We start from the raw sequence: 16,934 nt of genomic DNA on the forward strand, positions 1-16,934 counted from the left end.
CGTTTCCTTATGGTGCTAGTGCCATAGACACAGAACCCTACTGACGCGAGTAGGCAAAGAATGAAATTGTAGCGCGTGGTAACGAGCGATCAGCGAGGCACCCGTGAGGCCGCGCCACCTCAATAAATAACATGCACGCGCTTACCCCCCACCAACGTCTGGTTGAAACAAATACCCGCACAAGGGCTAAGTGTCGATACCCACAAACCGCGACTTCACCTCTGCTGACGGCACCATACAAGCCTCTTTCTTACCAAAAAGCGTATAACGATTCCGAGCAAATAACTTATAAGCCGCGTCTCTGATCGGCCTGGGAACAACCTTGAATACATAACAGAACCGCCACGGCCCTTGCAGGTCTTTGGCTATCTCAAGGGCCGCATCTGAAAGGACGTAACACTTACCATCTTTGATAAGTACCAAGGTGTCCATTCCCACATCGGGCACGTTAAAGCGCTGCGTGAGCTCCTGCGCCAACTCGCTCTGCATCGGGGTGAATGCAAAGATTCCCTCTGGGTCTCGCTTGATGATGAAATTCACTGCGCCGTTACAGAAGTTGCAAACACCATCGAATATGACGATATATCGATTATCCATAGGCTCCTGAAAGGAAGATGATGGTTCGCTTGAAGCGCATAACCAAACTTACACTACGTCCACTTACCGTTCGAGCGACGTTAAACCGTGCAGACTCATCGAAAAACCTAGTGCCTTCATGAAGGGGCGGTGCGTGATACGACCTGATCAGCATCGTGTTGAGCTGGCTTGGTCGTGGATGAGAACCACAGCACCGTCACCATGCCCACTATTACCATCACCACGCCCAACACACGCCCCACGCTGACCTCTCTAACAGGCAAGTTCATCCAGCCGTGGTAATCCAACAGCAGCGATGCGATCAACTGCCCTGCAATCACACACACCATAAAGCTCGTGGCCCCCACCCGCGGCACCAATATTAGCGCCGACGAAACGTAGATAGCGCCTGCGACGCCGCCCAGCCATCCCCAGGCGGGCAAGTGCCTAGCAGCGCCGAAAACGGGAGGCGCTGCCTGCATCGCCAGTGCAATAGGGATGACGACAAGAATACTGACCACCAGAGAGACCAGCGTTGCCCAAAGAGGATGGCCTAGCGCTCGGCCTAATTCCGCGTTACTACCGGCTTGAAATGGCACCAAAGCCCCTGCGACGACCGCCACTGCCGCCAACCCTACCACGGTGAGAGATGAATTCATGACAAGCTCCTAATGCGTCTGAAAGGGTCTTTTATCTTGTATAATTCATTTTATTAATTGAAATTCCATTTTTTATTTTTCATTATTCAAGCTATGAATAATTTAAGACGTATCGATCTCAATCTGCTGGTCACTCTGCACGCACTACTGACCGAAAAGCACGTCTCGCGAGCGGCACGGCGCTTACATAAAAGCCAGCCCGCCGTCAGCCATGCACTCGCTCATTTGCGCACTATTTTTGACGACCCGTTGCTGGTGCGACGGGCAGGCAAACTGGAACTCACTTCCCGCGCCAGCGAGCTACTACCGGCATTGACGGAAGCACTGCATCAGGTAGGCACGCTGCTCGGCCAGCCCGCCTTCGACCCCGCTCGGACGAAGCGGCTATTTAGGCTCGCCATGTCGGACTATGGCTCTAGGGTCATCCTGCCGGGGCTGATAAAGCGCTTGCGCTCCTGCGCCCCGGAGATCGATCTTCAAGTCACGCAAGGCAGCCGCGCCTCGATGCTGGCAGGCGTACATGATGGAGAGATCGACTTGGCGTTTGGGGTGTTCCCATCGCCGCTTGCCGATGAGTTACGCACCCGAACGCTCTTCATCGAGCACTTCGTGAGTGCGGCGGATAAACACACCCTGCCCAATACTGGCAGCCTGGATAAAGACGCTTGGCTCTCGCGGCCACATGTCCTGGTCGCCCTGCAAAGCAACGAAGCCGGTGAGATAGAACACGCCCTGCAGCGCGAAGGCGTTAGCCGCCGGATAGCGATGACCCTGCCCCACTGGGGCATCGCTAGCAGTCTAGTGGCCAACACGGATTTGATAGTGACGGCAGCACGGCGCAGCTTCGATCCGTTGCCAGTGGACTCACCACTGCAGCTCTTCGCCACACCCTTTCCCATTGACCCGTTTGCCTACGAGATGGTTTGGCACTCACGGCGGGAAAGCGATGCCGGGCACAACTGGCTGAGACAAACGATCGTTGAGATGTTGGGAGAAAGCGCGTGATTGGGCGGCATCAGATCGCGACGGTGATACCCACCACCCAGGTCAATACCCTGGTAGCGCGTGGTAACGAGCGATTAGCGAGGCACCCGCGAGGCCGCGCCACCGAGCTGAGCGAAATGCACCCAGCAACATGTTTGCCGCAACGCCTGGCATTCGCCATGGAGAGCAGATTGTTGGGACTGGGGCCATGTTCAGGGGAAAACATGCAGGTATGAATAACAGAAGCGTCACCAGGGTCATGTCGGTTGCCATCTTGTAAAGTGAATAGGGTCAGCTCCCAGCAGCAGGCTCGTCTGCTTTCGCCCTGGGCTGGTTGGTGACACCAAACGGAATATGGACAGAAGGCACTACCGCACTGGCGGACTGCAAATGGCCAGACTGATCATCGAAGAAGATGTGCGGCTTCAACACACCCAGCACGCTGCCCTTCTCGATTCCGCCCAGGAAAAATGCATCGTTGGCCATGACACCCCAGCTTTTCAGCGTTTTCAAGGCGCGTTCATGGGAAGGCGCATTGCGGGCCGTGACAATCGACACGCGTATACGGTTTTCATACTCGGGGTGCTGCTGCTTGTACGCTTCTTCCGCCGACTGGATTCTTGAAATGCGTACTAGGAACTCTTTTAGTGGCCCAGGATGGTGCGGCTGCATCACGTTTTTGACTTCATGATCATGGAAGGCCGTGAGCCCTGATGCCTGCATGACCGACTCGGATTCGTCGCCCGCCAGCACGCCATCAAAGTCAAAAGCGATGCGCAGTGTCTGGTCGTCTTCATCATCGTCAAACATGGAATCCAGCACCTGCCCCGCCGGGTGCCCGCTGCCAATGGCGGCCTCCACGTCTGGCTTGTGACCAGACAAAAATAGCGCAATGTTCAACGCGGGAATGTACTCATAGGGCGAACGCCCCTGCATGAAGATCGCCCGGGTGATGCCCAGCCCGTAGTGCTCGATGGTTTTCATGACGCGCAAGCCGGTATCCGGGTCGTTGCGTGACAGCAGCACCACCTCCACCAGCGGGTCTTCCGGGCTGGGGCTCAAGTCGTTCAACGCCAGCAGCCGCTTGATAAACGGAAACGCGATGCCCTTGGGGAGCGGAACCTCAAGATTCTTTTCCTGATATTCGCGGTACTGCTCCTCCCCCTCGCGGCGAAAGACGGCATCGGATTCGCTCAGATCAAAGACCGCACTGGAGGCAACGCCAATGACCAAGCGGTTATCAAGTTCGTAGGGCATGCGTGTCCTTTGTGGGTGGCTGGTGGGGCTTGGGATGAGGTGATGCCTTTTGAGTAGGCAAACAGGATGATCTTCAACAGGATGGCCGGATCATAGGCTATTCTGTTGTGCCGTTGCGATACTCAGGATGGAAAACCGACAAGTCGAGTTTATGCTCGATCAGGTAATGCACTGCGTGTTCGAAGATGCCAGGCTGAAGCTGATCCTGGTAGTTGATCAACATCATAGCGTTCTGATCGTAGTTGTAAAACTTGAAGCGCGGCATGCTGACCACTCCCCGTCTGTTTTCCCGATCCTACCAAAGCCTGGCTGTCAAAGGGGTTTTTCTACAGCCTCAACGCCTGCGTAAACGGCGGCTTTTGCGCAGCGAAGCGGAGAAAAAGCCGTCCGGTGGAGGGCCTTTTGGCCCGGAAAGTATTTGACGCACTTGTTAGCCATCCAGAGCATTTTCAACAATAGTTACGACCTTTGAAAACTCATTAGCATGTTGCTGTGCAACATTTATACAAAATCTATTCAGAGCATCTGACTCATCAAGACCAATAAGCGTTCCAATTTCATTAAACTCATCATGCTTTCCGGCCTCCAAACCCCGCTCTAATACATCTTCAAGCTCATCCAAGTCGACACTTAAAATCTTAGCGAGTTCTTCGATACTTTCTGTAGATTTCTGTACTAGCCATGATTCGGGCCAAGTGTCTCCGGGCAAATAGGTTATTTGATTTAACGCCCAATCCTTAAAACCCTCCTTATCCCTGGACTCAGACATGGAAAATGCGTGGTCTAGGTTGTGCTTCTCCTTTGCCTTTTGATCACCATCGAATATTACTAAAATTGATTTTCTATTTTCACGGTTATAACTTGCCGCAAGCTGTCTAGAAAGAGCTGATGCAGAACCAATAACCTCCAAACTAATCCTTGCACGAATACAGCTAGGCAAAACGGCCAAAAGAATAGACTTGGCTACCCGATCCTCAACTAAAATACTAAGCTCTTGTGAGTTTTCAGCACTTAGCTTTGAAAACGCGTAATCAGGAGAGATGGCTGGTGTAACAATAGATTTACCATTCGTAGTTTCGATAAATATTCTTGCATCATCTGGTAATTGCGAAAATATATCTCTTGAGTGAGTGGTACATATTATTTGGAGACTGCGTTCTTTACAAAGTTCTTTAAGTGTTCGGACAAACTTCTTTTGGGCTTCCGAATGTAGACCTAGCTCTATTTCATCTATTACGATCAGAGCCCCCTCCGACACAGAGTGCATAACAGAAAAAACTTCAAAAAGAGCATTCTCGCCTGCCCCCATGTTAAATCCAGAGTATTTATCGCCATTGACACTTACTATGGGCAGTCTATATTTAGAATGACTCACATACTTAAAGTCGTCATATTTTTTCCCCAATATTTTTCCCACAGCATCCTTTACCTTAACCTCCCAGCCGGCATTACCTGCATGTGAGAATGATCTTGAATAGCTTTTTGATTGACTTTTTTCATTATGCGGAACAATTCTTTCTATACCTAAAAATACAACGTCCCTCTTAAGCCTACTTGCATAATCATTCCATTTTCCAGCACGCTTCTTCCTTCTTGTTTGATATCCAATTCCGACACCATTAGGTAGCCGATCTGTTTTCTTCCAGTTGTTATAAGAAATTCCATATGAGATCTCGATACCTTGTGGTGGTAAGTCTTCAGAGTGCTGGATAAAAAAATCAGCAAAAGTGTAATAAGAAGTCTTTCTATTTGGAAGTTTAAATCCCGTGCCTTTATTGTGATATGCGCAAGACGAAAGTGCGAGGATTGTTGACTTCCCCGATCCATTCTTTCCAGCAATTGCTGTTATTGGATACTCAAAGTCAATATGGAACGCGGATAAACCTCGCATATTTCCCGTTCTAAGCGTTATTGATCTAAGCAGTGACTTTGAGAAGTCGTTTGCAAACCATTTTCTTAGGTTTCTGTCAAGGTTGCTTTCTCTGTAGCTCATATAAATTCTTATTACGCTATAGTTGAAGTTTTTTGGGTGCATGGCTAACAAAGCTGTAGAAAAACCCGATTTCGAGCCGTCTCCACCGCCTCTCGTCATCATTTACTGATCCAGCCAGTCATCTGGCTGGATAATATTCATATCGGTATTCCGCCACCTGAGCGCCCATTTAAAGCTAGATGAAGGCAGTATTTTGCTGTTACAAAGCAATTTATCCCTCTCCAAGCCTTTCATGACGCGGCCAAATGACCATAATTCGCTAACTTCTCAATGTTATGCACCAGGCAGTATAACTGCCACTGGCCCTGTACCTTTTTCTTACCCCGTAGACTGAACCGGTTCAGCCTTTTCGTCGTGCCAATGTTGCCGAATACCGGCTCCACGACTGACATGCGATGACTGTAGATTTCCTTGCCCTTCGGACTATACACCCGGTGTCTCATCCATTCGGTGTAATTGGGTAAGCGTTTGTTCTCGATAACAAAAGACACTTATCGCCCTGCGCCGTGGCGATGATCGGCCGAGCCTGGGTTCTGCATGCAGTGGTATTTCTTTGGGCAGTGCCGACATTGCAGCAAACGTCCTTCAAAGCGTACCCGAATCTTGCCAGTGTCCGTTTCTCGTTGCCAGCGATAAGACAGCTTTTCGCCGGTTGGGCAGATACACGTGAGCGCTACTGAATCAAACTGGAACGCGCTGGCTGGCGTCGTCTCACACCAGCCTTTGTCAGATAGGTTCTGGTGGCGCTTGCCGTATTTATCTTTCTGGTCGGCGAACTTCGTATCTGGGCTGCGAAACTGGTTATCGGGGATGTAGCCATAAATCTGGCGTTCGTGCAGGTACTTCATATTGAGTTTACTCGTCTCATCCATGAGACTCGCCCTTCGGGCCAGCCTGCGGCTGTGCAAATTTATTTCCGATAAATTTGTCATTGGCGAAGCCAGTATCTGCGGTCACGACGGTGCCTTTCTGGTAGATGTTGTCCGCAATACCTAGCTTCTTAAAACGAGCTTCGACCGCTTTCAGTACGGGCTGCAAGGTGTGGTGTTCCTGGCCTTCACCAAAGGCCTGAGCGTCAATGATGATCTGATGCTTCTTATCCACCGTGGCCACACCGTTATAACCCTGGATCGTGCCTTTACGGGTGGTCATTTTGGCGCTTTCATTATCGGTGAGGTTACTTTTCACTTCCTTGAGTCGCTTCCCCCGGCCCATCCTTGGGCTGTGCGTCTTCAGGAAGCGATCCACTTTGTTCATGGCGGCATCCAGGGAGAGGATCATCCTGGCTCGACGAATGTCCCGATCCAGATCGGCTTCCGTTTCAGCTTCATCACGTGCGTAATGCTCTAGCAGGTGATGCCGAACCAGGCCTCTCAGTTTCTCCCGCTTCTCGCCCAACTCTTTGAACGTACCCGACCACTCTTTGGAGGCATCGGAGGACATCTTGCAGCCGTCAATGGCAAAGAGCTCGTTGCCCAGTAAGCCTTGTTCGTGGCACATAAGCAGCACCTGTTCGAACAGCGCTTCAATCTCATCAGCATGACGGCTTACGAAGCTAGCCAGAGTGGTAAAGTGGGGAACGGTATCGCAAGAAAGGGCTTTGAAAATGATATTGGTCTCGCAATACCATTGCATCTCGCGGCTGGAGGTGATGCCTTTTGAGTAAGCAAACAGGATGATCTTCAACAGGATGTCCGGATCATAGGCCAGCCGACCTGTCGTGTCGTTGCGATATCCCGGATGTAAAACCGACAAGTCGAGTTTATGCTCGATCAGGTAATGCGTGTTCGAAGGTGCCAGGCTGAAGCTGATCCTGGTAGTTGATCACCACCATGGCGTTCTGATCGTAGTTATAAACCTTGAAGCGCGCCATGCTGACCACTCCCCGTCTGTTTTCCCGATCCTATCAAAACCTGGCTGTCAAAAGGGTTTTTCTACAGCCTCAACGCCGCATTCAGCGGTTTATCCGCTGCAATGCCTTGTTAAATTATTGCTGCTCTGTATTGATAACTATTCTCAACTGCTCGAACACCGTCCTGAAATTTTCGAACGACTCTGCAGGTTGATTGACTACCCAATTTGAAAATTGAGTTTTAGTACTTTTCTTAACCTTTTTTGCAAGGTATTCACTTCCATCTGGAAGGTGCTTTGAATACATTTCACTGAGGTTAATACTAGTAGGGAGCTCAGGATCATTTGCCTTTGCAATTCGATCCTCGAGCTCAATAACGCCCTGGTCCAGTGCTTGACGTACAATCTCTTCCGAAAACATGAACTCAACTGGCACGGGAAGATTGATGTCCTGCCCCATGTTGTCGTTCAAACTTTGTTCAACTATTTGAAGCGCATCAGGTAGTGCTAGTAAACCAGCATACAACTTTCTATCAGAAGATATTTCGAAGAATTCAGTGCCATCTACTAGATCATTAGAAGAGAAGTCCTTAATTTGTTTCCTTCCCTCTTGATCTCTATCGAACAATCCGATGACAGCGTGAGAAAATTCTTTTGATAGTACTTTTGCCGACTTAAGATATGGAGGAATATTTGTGGCCCCTCCAGCATGTAGGAATTCGCAAAATGGATCATCACCAGGATAAAGCTTACGGTACGCCTCCTCCATTATGTCTTTATCAGTAACGCCTTCAACGATTACATGAGGCATTGCATGCTGCGATAATTCCGTATCAAGCCTATCGATTGTAGTTGTTAATGACTGTATTTGTTCATATGCCTCTCTTGCTCGATCAGCAACCAATGCCGCCACGCCCAGCTTCCGATCTAATATCTCTTCAGAAGTCACTTTCTCAGCTTGAGTTTCGTTACCGCTTTCCATCTCCTTTTGATAAACGTGCCATTTAGAAATGTGATCTCCAGACAAGTCATAAAACGCTGGAGAGTGGGTCGTTAGGAAAATTTGGTTTTCCTCACAAAACTCCTCTTTGAATTGTTTCGCGAGCTCAAACGCTGGGCCAAGTTCTAAAGATGTCTCCGGCTCTTCATAGGCCCATATGTGATGCGTGTTTGTATGCCTAGCGATGAAATCAAGAATATACGGTATGTGTCTGCTTTGTACGCCATCTCCTCTTTTTTGAAGAGGGACGCTGTGATCTCCATACCCAGTCGAGAAGTCCAAGGCACTAAATAGCACTCGCAGATTTGTTGGAGGCTGAATGCTACTTTCTATACCTACTCCCCTCATGATTTTTTCACTCATATCTTGAGTGCTATCATTCAAAGTATTCATCAACTCATCCGTCGAGCCAATCAAACCAGCCTTCTCATCTTCAAGCAGAGCGTCATGTAGTAGCGACAAGTAGTGGCTAAATATATCTCTACCTCGAACGGCAGGTACGTAATGAAAGGATATTTTATTCAAAAATCTTGCTATAGCAGTTGAGGGTAGCCCCTTCGGGTATGACACTTCTGGCTCAGAGACGTAGCGGTTCCAAACCTTCTTTATGACAAATTCCTCTGGTAAGGATTTCCACTTTAAGAAGTTATAGAAATGAACTTTTATCCATATAGTTGCACGGCCCTTTGTATCCCGCGCCTCTTGCTCTCTCTTCCTCGTAAGATCATCTGAAAAATAATACTCTTGACCAAGCTCCGTCTTATTATTGAAGAAAAGGTTCAGAGACTTTAAGATATTTGACTTCCCACTGTCGTTGCCACCAATCAAAATATTCAAATCATCAATATTTTTCAGGTCTACTGAATATACTGATCTAAAATAGCTGATTTCAACTTTTTTAATTATCTTCATAAAAAACTTTCGATACCTGCTTAAAGCCTTAGAATGGCTGCCGGAAATTTAACGCCTAAATCAGGTGCGCCGTAGGCGTCGCCTGGATTTACTTGTTATTTTTCGATTGTCTCAACCTCGATCTAGCTGTCTTGAACCAGACTTACTTTTATGGGGTTTTCATTATCAAACATTTCTATTAATTCAATAATTTTCAGTCTAGGAACACCAATAATCGAGTTGTCTTTTTTATATTCAATACCTATACCAGCAAACCGGAAGGTGTCGTCGAGGTTTTCTTTTAATATCTGATTTTTCGAAAAAAAGTACATAGCACCGCCACTCATACCTTGTGGGTGAGGCCCCATGCTTACATCGCCTTGATATTTTAAATTAACTTTCTCTCTATTATAAGCTCCAGACATCTGAACTCTATTGTTTATTATAACTTTCGATATTATTGTGAAGTACTTTGCATTTTGAAAGTAATTTCCATTTTCGTCAATATATACAAATTTATTTTTTAAAGCTTCCTGGGAATTACTCTTATGAACTTTTTTTGATTTACATTTACTTGAAGGAAACCCCGTCCATGCAAAGTGCTTTTTATCAAAACCATTCATACTTTCTACATTCAAATCAAAGTAGTTTTTGTTTTCCAGTGCCTGGTTAAAGCAATCAACAATTACTATATCCTCTTTTTCAAATACTTGATAACCTATCGCAAAGCTCATGATCTGATGGAAGTTCCCATCAATACCAAAGGTACATATATTCTCAATTGCAATTCCACTGCCTAATGCATGCGCAGCAAAAATTATAAAATGATGCTCTCTATACCTAACGAGTGTCCCTGTAGATGAAAAATTGTAATTTTCTAATTCATCCTTGATATATAAAGGGATTACAAATCTTTGCGACTGTCGATCATAGTCATCTGATTGATATGTAAACTTATTGCTCATATAGAATTTCTTATCCTTGGTGCTACTAGCTGATAGAAACATAACAGTGGTTATATAGCCCGCTACATAACCCCAATAACTGAGCGATCACAGTCATTGATGTTACACAGCGCCAAAAAACCACCCAACCCATTGATTTTGAATAACATCACCTTGGCTCAGGCTACATATCCCCTATTATCGTGCCCGCTCGTTTTGCCTGTCTAATCACACTCTATTAACAAATTCAGCTTAGGTCACGCGTTAGGTTAATTTTTTTGCTGTGCCCGATTGGCCTGCATGGTGGAATCGGCACCGCGTTGCGGTGCTTCGCGGGTGCCTCACTTCGTTCGTTACGCCGCGCTACTGGGTTGGTGGCTTTGTCGTAGGGATGGTGGCTTGAGCGTCGCGCGCTGAAGCGCCCTCCCACTCCTGCCATCTCCAACTCCTTCCATCTCTCGCATCTGTCATCTCCCAAAACTTCCATCTTTCACCTCTATCACCTTCCACCTATGGCATCCCCCACATCTGTTATCTCACCTTCCCCCATCACTTCTTGCTACTGGCCTTCTCTCGCAAACCCGATTAGCCTGCTAACTCAACCAGTAAGGGATTGAGATGCAAGATACAACGACGCGGCAGCGCTTGGCGGGGGTGTTGGTGCTGCTGGGGCTTTTGGCGCAGATTTTGGGCTTTACCGGGGCGGTGCCGACCGCGCAGGTGGTGAGCTATTTGCTGTGGGCGGCGGTGGCGCTGCTGTGGCGGGATATTCCCAAGCGTTCGCGCATTCAGGCGGGGGTGTTAATTGCCCTTGGCGTGATAATGCTGGTGGTAGCGCAAACGGTGTATGGCGCGGCAGTGAACTGGCCTGCCATGCTGCAAGGCAACGTGTTTGTGGCGACGATGCTGGTGGGCGTGAGCTTTATTTCGCTGATTGGCACCCAAGGCAATAAGCGCCCGCCGGGTAAGCGGGTAACGGGTGCAGATGGCGTGCTGCGCACTTGGCTGGGGGTGCATTTCCTAGGCACGATTTTGAATCTTTCCACGGTGTTTATGGTGGGCGACCGTTTGGCTCGCCGTGCGCCGTTAACCACACCGCAGCTATTGGCGCTGAACCGTGGGCTTTCCAGCGCCGCCCTCTGGTCGCCCTTCTTTGCTTCTATGGCGGTGGTGATTGCCCTGGTGCCGTCGGTGCAATACGCCCAGATTGCCGTGGTGGGTTTTCCTATCGCCATGCTCTCGGGGCTATTAACCACGCTAGAGCTGCGGCGGCGGTTTGATTTAACCGAGGTGGATGGCTTTTCGCTTTCGCCTCGTAGCCTGCTGATGCCTGCGGGCATGGCGGCGTTGGTGATGCTGTTTCACTTCTGGGTCACGCCGTCGCTCACTATCGTCAGCATCATTACCTTTTTACTGCCGGGGGTGGCGCTGTTGAGCAACCTGCGGGAAGGCCCGCGTTTTACCCTGCGGCGCATTCGCCAACACACCGTGACCCGGCTGCCCGCCATGCGTGGGGAAATCTCGCTGTTTTTGGCAGCGGGGTTATTAACATTAGGGCTTTCGACGTTGGTGGCCGCTGCTGCGGGCGATGAGTGGACGCTGTTTGCCCGCTTTGGTACCTGGCAGGCCATGGCCAGCTTTGCCGCCATTACGCTGAGTGCGCTGGTGGGGCTGCACCCAATTATTGGTGTTTCCGTGCTGGCGTCTGTTTTGGATTTAAGCGGTGGCGAGCAAACGCTGTTTGCCTTTGTGGCGTTAAGCGCCTGGGCGGTGGGCACCAGCGTGGGGCCGCTTTCCGGTATTAACCTTTCCTTGCAGGGGCGCTATGGGGTGAGCGGTTATCGCATGATGAAAGATAACCTGCCCTACGCGGCGATGATGAGCCTGCTCTCGCTGGGGGCGATTGCAGGCTTGAGCGCTTGGCTGGGTTAACAATCAGGTTTCGATGATTTTATTGGGGAAGCGGTAGAAGTAGCGGTGGCCGCACTGGTGGCAGGGTTCCAGCCGAGCGACTTCGCTGAGCATTACTTGGGCATCGCAGTGGATGCAGGCCATTAACCCGGGGGCGGCCATTTCGCCTTCACAGTAGTCGGCACGGGCGGCTTCTAGGTCGTCCTCGAAGCGTTCGCGGTCTACCACGCTGCGGTCGGCAATCGAAAGCAGCGATTCCGCCACTCGGCGGGAGAGCTGATCAATATCGATGCCTAGCCAACTGGCGACCTGCTTGCCGGTATCCGCCATGTAGTAACGCATATCTTTTAGGTCGCGCTCTACCCAGGCGCGCAGTAGGGCCAGCTCGTCTTTGGTGTACTCTTCAAGCTCTGCTTCAAAGGCAACGGCGTCGTCCAAATCCTTTTGCAGGTTGTCCCAGGTGAGCTCGTTGGCGCCGTCTTGCATACGCTCCAACAGGCGCTCGTAGCCTTCGCGAAGGCGGTGATCGTTATGTTTTTCCATGGGTCCTCTCCTTTTGTCGCCATAGGTGCTGCCTATCATCGGCTAGCCGTTCAAGGATACACCTGCATAGGATACAATCGACGCTACTTATCTGACAGTCGTCATCTACTATTCACTTTGCGCCCTTTTTGGGCGAATGACCCCAAGGCATTGAAAACACCGATGGACGCACATTACAGCCCCCGTGATATCGAACGTGATGCTCAGCAGTACTGGGACAAACACCAGTGCTTTAAAGCCGTAGAAGACGCCAACCGCGAAAAGTTCTACTGCCTATCCATGTTCCCCTACCCCAGCGGCAAGCTGCACATGGGCCACGTGCGTAATTACACTATCGGCGACGTTGTCTCACGTTTCCAGCGCATGCAGGGTAAAAATGTCATGCAGCCCATGGGCTGGGATGCGTTCGGGATGCCGGCGGAGAATGCCGCGATTCAAAACCAGGTGCCACCCGCCAAGTGGACCTATCAAAACATTGATTACATGCGTAACCAGTTGAAGGCACTGGGCTTTGCCTACGACTGGAGCCGCGAATTCGCCACCTGCGATACCAGCTACTACCGCTGGGAGCAGTGGTTCTTCACCAAGCTGGTGGAAAAAGGCTTGGTGTATAAGAAAATGTCCACGGTGAACTGGGACCCGGTCGACCAAACCGTACTGGCTAACGAGCAGGTCATCGACGGCTGTGGCTGGCGTTCCGGCGCGCCGGTGGAGCGTAAAGAGATCCCGCTGTGGTTCTTGAAGATTACTGACTACGCCGATGAGCTGCTGGCGGACTTAGATAACGTCGAGTGGCCCGAGCAGGTCAAGACCATGCAGCGCAACTGGATTGGTAAATCCCGTGGCGTCGAACTGAGCTTTGACATTAAAGCCGCCGATGGCAGCGCCTGCGAGCCGCTGGCGGTGTACACCACCCGCCCGGATACACTGATGGGCGTGACCTACGTGGCCGTGGCTGCCGGTCACCCGTTGGCGAAACAGGCCGCCGAGCAGAGCAGCGAGATGGCAGCGTTCTGTGAAGAGTGCGCCAAAGGCGGCACCTCTGAAGCGGAAATGGCCACCAAAGAGAAGCTGGGCATGGCCACGGGCCATAAGGCCATTCACCCGTTAAGCGGTGAAGAAGTGCCGGTATTCGTGGCTAACTTCGTGCTGATGGAGTTCGGCACCGGCGCGGTCATGGCCGTACCCGCCCACGACCAGCGCGACTGGGAGTTTGCCACCAAGTACGGCGTTGAGCTGAAGCCGGTAGTGGCCGACGAGCACGGCAATACGCCGGATATCTCGGAAGGCGCTTACACCGAGCACGGTACGCTGATTAATTCCGGCGAGTTCGATGGCCTGGAATTCCAAGCCGCGTTCGATGCCATTGCCGCCAAACTGGCCGAGCTTGGCCGTGGCGAAGTGAAAACCAACTATCGCCTGCGCGACTGGGGTATTGCCCGCCAGCGTTACTGGGGCGCGCCGATTCCGGTGAAGTACGGCCCGGAAGGCCAAACTGTACCGCTCTCCGATGACGAGCTGCCCGTCGCGCTGCCCATGGAAGTCACCGTGGATGCCTCTGGCTCGCCGCTGAAGAAGATGCCGGAGTTCTCCGAGATGGGCGATGGCTGGGTGCGTGAAACCGACACCTTCGATACCTTCATGGAGTCCTCCTGGTACTTCGCCCGTTTCTGCTGTGCGGATAACCACGAAGCCATGCTGGACGAGCGCGCCAACTACTGGCTGCCGGTGGACCTCTACATTGGCGGTATCGAGCACGCGATTCTGCACCTGCTCTATGCCCGCTTCTTCCACAAGCTGCTGCGCGATTTCGGCATGGTCGATTCTGACGAGCCGTTCCAGCAGCTGCTCACCCAAGGCATGGTGATCGCCGAAACCTTCTACCGCATTAAAGAGAACGGCGGTAAAGAGTGGTTTAACCCCGCCGATGTGGAAGTGAAGCGTGACGAGAAAGGCCGCCCGCTGAGCGCTGTTCTAATGAGCGACGGCCAGCCCGTTGAGATGGGCGGCATCGAGAAGATGTCCAAGTCGAAGAACAACGGCGTGGACCCGCAGTCGATGATCGACAAGTTCGGCGCCGACACCGTGCGCCTGTTTATGATGTTTGCCGCCCCGCCTGAGCAGTCGCTGGAGTGGTCGGATTCTGGCGTCGAAGGCGCACACCGCTTCCTGAAGCGCATCTGGCGTCAGGTGAGCGAGCACCTGGAAGCGGGCACGCCGGGCACGCTGAACGTCGATGCACTCAACGACGATCAAAAAGCGTTGCGTCGCAAAACCCACGAAACCATCAAGAAAGCCAGCGACGACATTGGTCGCCGCACCACGTTCAACACCGCCATTGCGGCTGTGATGGAGCTTTCTAACGCGGTCGCTAAGTTCGACGATACCTCTGAACTGGGCCTCGCGGTTAGCCGTGAAGCGCTGGAAGCCTGTGTGCTGCTGCTGGCTCCGATTACCCCGCACCTGTGCCACACCCTGTGGCAGCAGTTGGGCCATGAGCAGCCCGCCATTGAAGCCCAGTGGCCGAAAGTAGACGAAGCCGCCCTGACCCGCGACAGCATCGAGCTGGTGGTACAGGTGAACGGTAAACTGCGCGCCCGCCTGGAAGCCCCGGCCAGCGCCGACAAAGCCGCCATCGAGCAACTGGCGATGGAAAACGAAAACGTCCAGCGCCATTTGGAAGGCAAAACGGTTCGTAAGGTGATCGTGGTGCCCGGCAAGCTGGTTAACATTGTGGTGAGTGGATGAATCGCCGTCGCTTTTTGACCCTCAGCATCGCCGCGTCAGCGGCGGTGCTGCTCAGTGGCTGTGGGTTCCGCCTGCGCGGCTCGGAATCCATGCCACGCCTGCCCGCGCTCTCGCTAGAGGGCGATGACAACAGCGCTCTCGCTCAGCAGCTTCGCACGCGCTTACAGCAGTTAGGCACGGACGTTGAGAGCAGCGCGCCTTGGCGCGTAACGCTGGGCACACCGTCACTGCAGGAGCGGCGCATTGGCACCGATGGCCGCGCAAGCCGTGAGCATGAACTAACGCTAAGCACGTCGCTGTCGGTGCAGCAGCGGGACACCAGCGCTTACGCATTGAACAATGCCACGGTGGCGACCAGCACGCGCATTCGCGTCAGCGATGACGATCTGCTGAATCGGGAAACCCTTTTCCAGGAAGCGGAGCAGACACTGACCCGCCAGCTCGCACAGCGCATCGTAGAGCGGTTGGCCAATCTCGAGGCGTTGCGGTGAAGGTATTTGCCGATCAACTGCCTGCCGCCCTGGCCAAGAAGCTGCCGAAAGCGGTGATCGTGGCGGGTGACGAGCCGCTACAGCATCGCGATGCCTGCGATGCAGTGCGTGCCGCCGCTCGCCAGGCGGGCATCGAAGAGCGGGAAGTGCTGGACGTGGAGCCCAACTTTGCCTGGGGACGGCTCTTGGAAACCGCCAGCAACCTCTCGCTGTTTGCCTCCAACAAGCTGTTAGAACTGCGTTTGGGCAATCAAAAACTGGGGCAGGAAGGCACCAAAGCGCTGGCGCAGTACGCAGACATGATGGACGGCAGCGATGACCTGCTGCTGGTCAGCATGGGTAAGGTGGATGCCAAACAGCAGAAGAGCGCCTGGTTCAAAGCCCTGGATAAACACGGCTTGTTCGTACCCGTGTGGCCTGTCGATGCCTCGCGCCTTGGCTACTGGCTGCGGGATAGAGCCTCGCATCACGGCCTACAGATCGATCTCGAAGCGGCCCGGCTGCTGGGTGAGCGTACCGAAGGCAACCTGTTGGCAGCGGATCAAGAGCTACAGAAGCTAGCGCTGATCTACCCGGCCAACACTCGACTCAACGTCGAACACATTGCCCAGGGCGTGGAGGACAGCACCCGCTTTGACGTCTTCAATCTGGCGGATGCGTGCTTGAAGGGCGAGCCCAGCCGTGCCTCTAGGATCGTCAACGGCCTGAAAAGCGAAGGCGTGGAAGCGCCGATCGTCCTATGGGCACTGACGCGTGAGCTGCGCACCCTACTATCGCTACATCAGCATCTGGATCAGGGGCAGAGTTTCGAGCACGCCTGCAAAACCCAAAAGCCGATGATTTTCGATAAGCGCCGTCCGGCATATCAAAAAGCCATTGGCCGCCTTTCCATGAAGCGGCTGCACAAACTATTGCTGATGGCCCAGCGCTTGGATTTAGCGGTAAAAGGCGCCTCTGCCGTGCCGCTTTGGCCGGGGCTTCACGATCTGGCCATGACTATGGCGGGTGCAAAAGGCATTCTGGCCGAAACCCCTTGGACCTATCGCATTAGTGCAAATAATTAGCACTTTGCATTTTTGCCTTAAA

General features: G+C 52.0%; 16 protein-coding genes. 5 read left to right on the forward strand and 11 right to left on the reverse strand.

Annotation, left to right across the window (positions count from 1 at the left end; genetic code table 11):
- Window positions 1-186 precede the first annotated feature (186 nt).
- Both NH398_RS12725 and NH398_RS12730 read right to left on the reverse strand, forming a co-directional pair.
- Entirely contained in the window at window positions 187-597 is a 411-nt protein-coding gene (locus NH398_RS12725; RefSeq protein ID WP_253018845.1) for a thiol-disulfide oxidoreductase DCC family protein, read from the reverse strand.
- A gap of 116 nt (window positions 598-713) precedes the next feature.
- On the reverse strand, window positions 714-1,235 hold the full coding sequence (locus NH398_RS12730) for a DMT family transporter (RefSeq protein ID WP_253018846.1): 522 nt from the start codon (window positions 1,233-1,235) through the stop codon (window positions 714-716).
- A gap of 93 nt (window positions 1,236-1,328) precedes the next feature.
- Here NH398_RS12730 and NH398_RS12735 point away from each other — a divergent pair, with 93 nt between their 5' ends.
- The gene (locus tag NH398_RS12735; RefSeq protein ID WP_253018847.1) at window positions 1,329-2,240 is read left to right on the forward strand and encodes a LysR family transcriptional regulator; all 912 of its coding nucleotides are present in this window, start codon (window positions 1,329-1,331) and stop codon (window positions 2,238-2,240) included.
- 270 nt (window positions 2,241-2,510) lie between these two features.
- Here NH398_RS12735 and NH398_RS12740 read toward each other — a convergent pair whose 3' ends face one another.
- From NH398_RS12740 to NH398_RS12775, 8 genes are all read right to left on the reverse strand, one after another.
- Window positions 2,511-3,476, reverse strand: coding sequence for a 5'-nucleotidase (locus tag NH398_RS12740; protein WP_253018848.1), 966 nt, complete (start codon window positions 3,474-3,476; stop codon window positions 2,511-2,513).
- A gap of 97 nt (window positions 3,477-3,573) precedes the next feature.
- Window positions 3,574-3,741, reverse strand: coding sequence for a transposase (locus tag NH398_RS12745; protein WP_253018849.1), 168 nt, complete (start codon window positions 3,739-3,741; stop codon window positions 3,574-3,576).
- A 165-nt stretch (window positions 3,742-3,906) separates the two neighbouring features.
- Window positions 3,907-5,571, reverse strand: a complete 1,665-nt coding sequence (locus tag NH398_RS12750; RefSeq protein ID WP_253018850.1) for an AAA family ATPase — start codon at window positions 5,569-5,571, stop codon at window positions 3,907-3,909.
- A 128-nt stretch (window positions 5,572-5,699) separates the two neighbouring features.
- Window positions 5,700-5,912 (reverse strand): transposase, encoded by a 213-nt coding sequence (locus NH398_RS12755; RefSeq protein WP_253018997.1) that lies wholly within the window; start codon window positions 5,910-5,912, stop codon window positions 5,700-5,702.
- Between the two features lie 48 nt (window positions 5,913-5,960).
- Window positions 5,961-6,341 (reverse strand): transposase, encoded by a 381-nt coding sequence (locus NH398_RS12760; RefSeq protein WP_253018851.1) that lies wholly within the window; start codon window positions 6,339-6,341, stop codon window positions 5,961-5,963.
- Window positions 6,334-7,224 (reverse strand): transposase, encoded by an 891-nt coding sequence (locus tag NH398_RS12765; protein WP_253018852.1) that lies wholly within the window; start codon window positions 7,222-7,224, stop codon window positions 6,334-6,336. The genes NH398_RS12760 and NH398_RS12765 overlap by 8 nt, the downstream gene beginning before the upstream one ends.
- 232 nt (window positions 7,225-7,456) lie before the next feature.
- Window positions 7,457-9,232 (reverse strand): AAA family ATPase, encoded by a 1,776-nt coding sequence (locus tag NH398_RS12770; protein WP_253018853.1) that lies wholly within the window; start codon window positions 9,230-9,232, stop codon window positions 7,457-7,459.
- 122 nt (window positions 9,233-9,354) lie between these two features.
- Window positions 9,355-10,176: a hypothetical protein gene (locus NH398_RS12775; protein ID WP_253018854.1), complete on the reverse strand. Its 822-nt coding sequence runs from the start codon at window positions 10,174-10,176 to the stop codon at window positions 9,355-9,357.
- Between the two features lie 597 nt (window positions 10,177-10,773).
- On the opposite strand from NH398_RS12775, the gene NH398_RS12780 reads away from it, so the two are divergent.
- Window positions 10,774-12,087 (forward strand): hypothetical protein, encoded by a 1,314-nt coding sequence (locus NH398_RS12780; protein ID WP_253018855.1) that lies wholly within the window; start codon window positions 10,774-10,776, stop codon window positions 12,085-12,087.
- Window positions 12,088-12,090: 3 nt separating this feature from the next.
- Here the strand turns inward: NH398_RS12780 and NH398_RS12785 are convergent, their stop codons facing one another.
- The gene (locus tag NH398_RS12785; protein WP_253018856.1) at window positions 12,091-12,609 is read right to left on the reverse strand and encodes a zinc ribbon-containing protein; all 519 of its coding nucleotides are present in this window, start codon (window positions 12,607-12,609) and stop codon (window positions 12,091-12,093) included.
- A gap of 162 nt (window positions 12,610-12,771) precedes the next feature.
- Between NH398_RS12785 and leuS the strand changes: the two genes are divergently transcribed.
- The 3 genes from leuS to holA are packed head-to-tail and all read left to right on the forward strand — an operon-like array spanning window position 12,772 to window position 16,912.
- Window positions 12,772-15,357, forward strand: coding sequence for a leucine--tRNA ligase (leuS, locus tag NH398_RS12790; protein WP_253018857.1), 2,586 nt, complete (start codon window positions 12,772-12,774; stop codon window positions 15,355-15,357).
- Entirely contained in the window at window positions 15,354-15,848 is a 495-nt protein-coding gene (lptE, locus tag NH398_RS12795; protein ID WP_253018858.1) for an LPS assembly lipoprotein LptE, read from the forward strand. Before leuS ends, lptE begins: the two co-directional genes overlap by 4 nt.
- Complete coding sequence (gene holA / locus NH398_RS12800; protein ID WP_159341931.1) at window positions 15,845-16,912, forward strand: DNA polymerase III subunit delta; 1,068 nt, start codon at window positions 15,845-15,847, stop codon at window positions 16,910-16,912. Before lptE ends, holA begins: the two co-directional genes overlap by 4 nt.
- Window positions 16,913-16,934: the final 22 nt, after the last annotated feature.

The sequence above is a fragment of the Halomonas sp. CnH100-B genome (assembly GCF_024124605.1).
Taxonomy (GTDB): domain Bacteria; phylum Pseudomonadota; class Gammaproteobacteria; order Pseudomonadales; family Halomonadaceae; genus Vreelandella.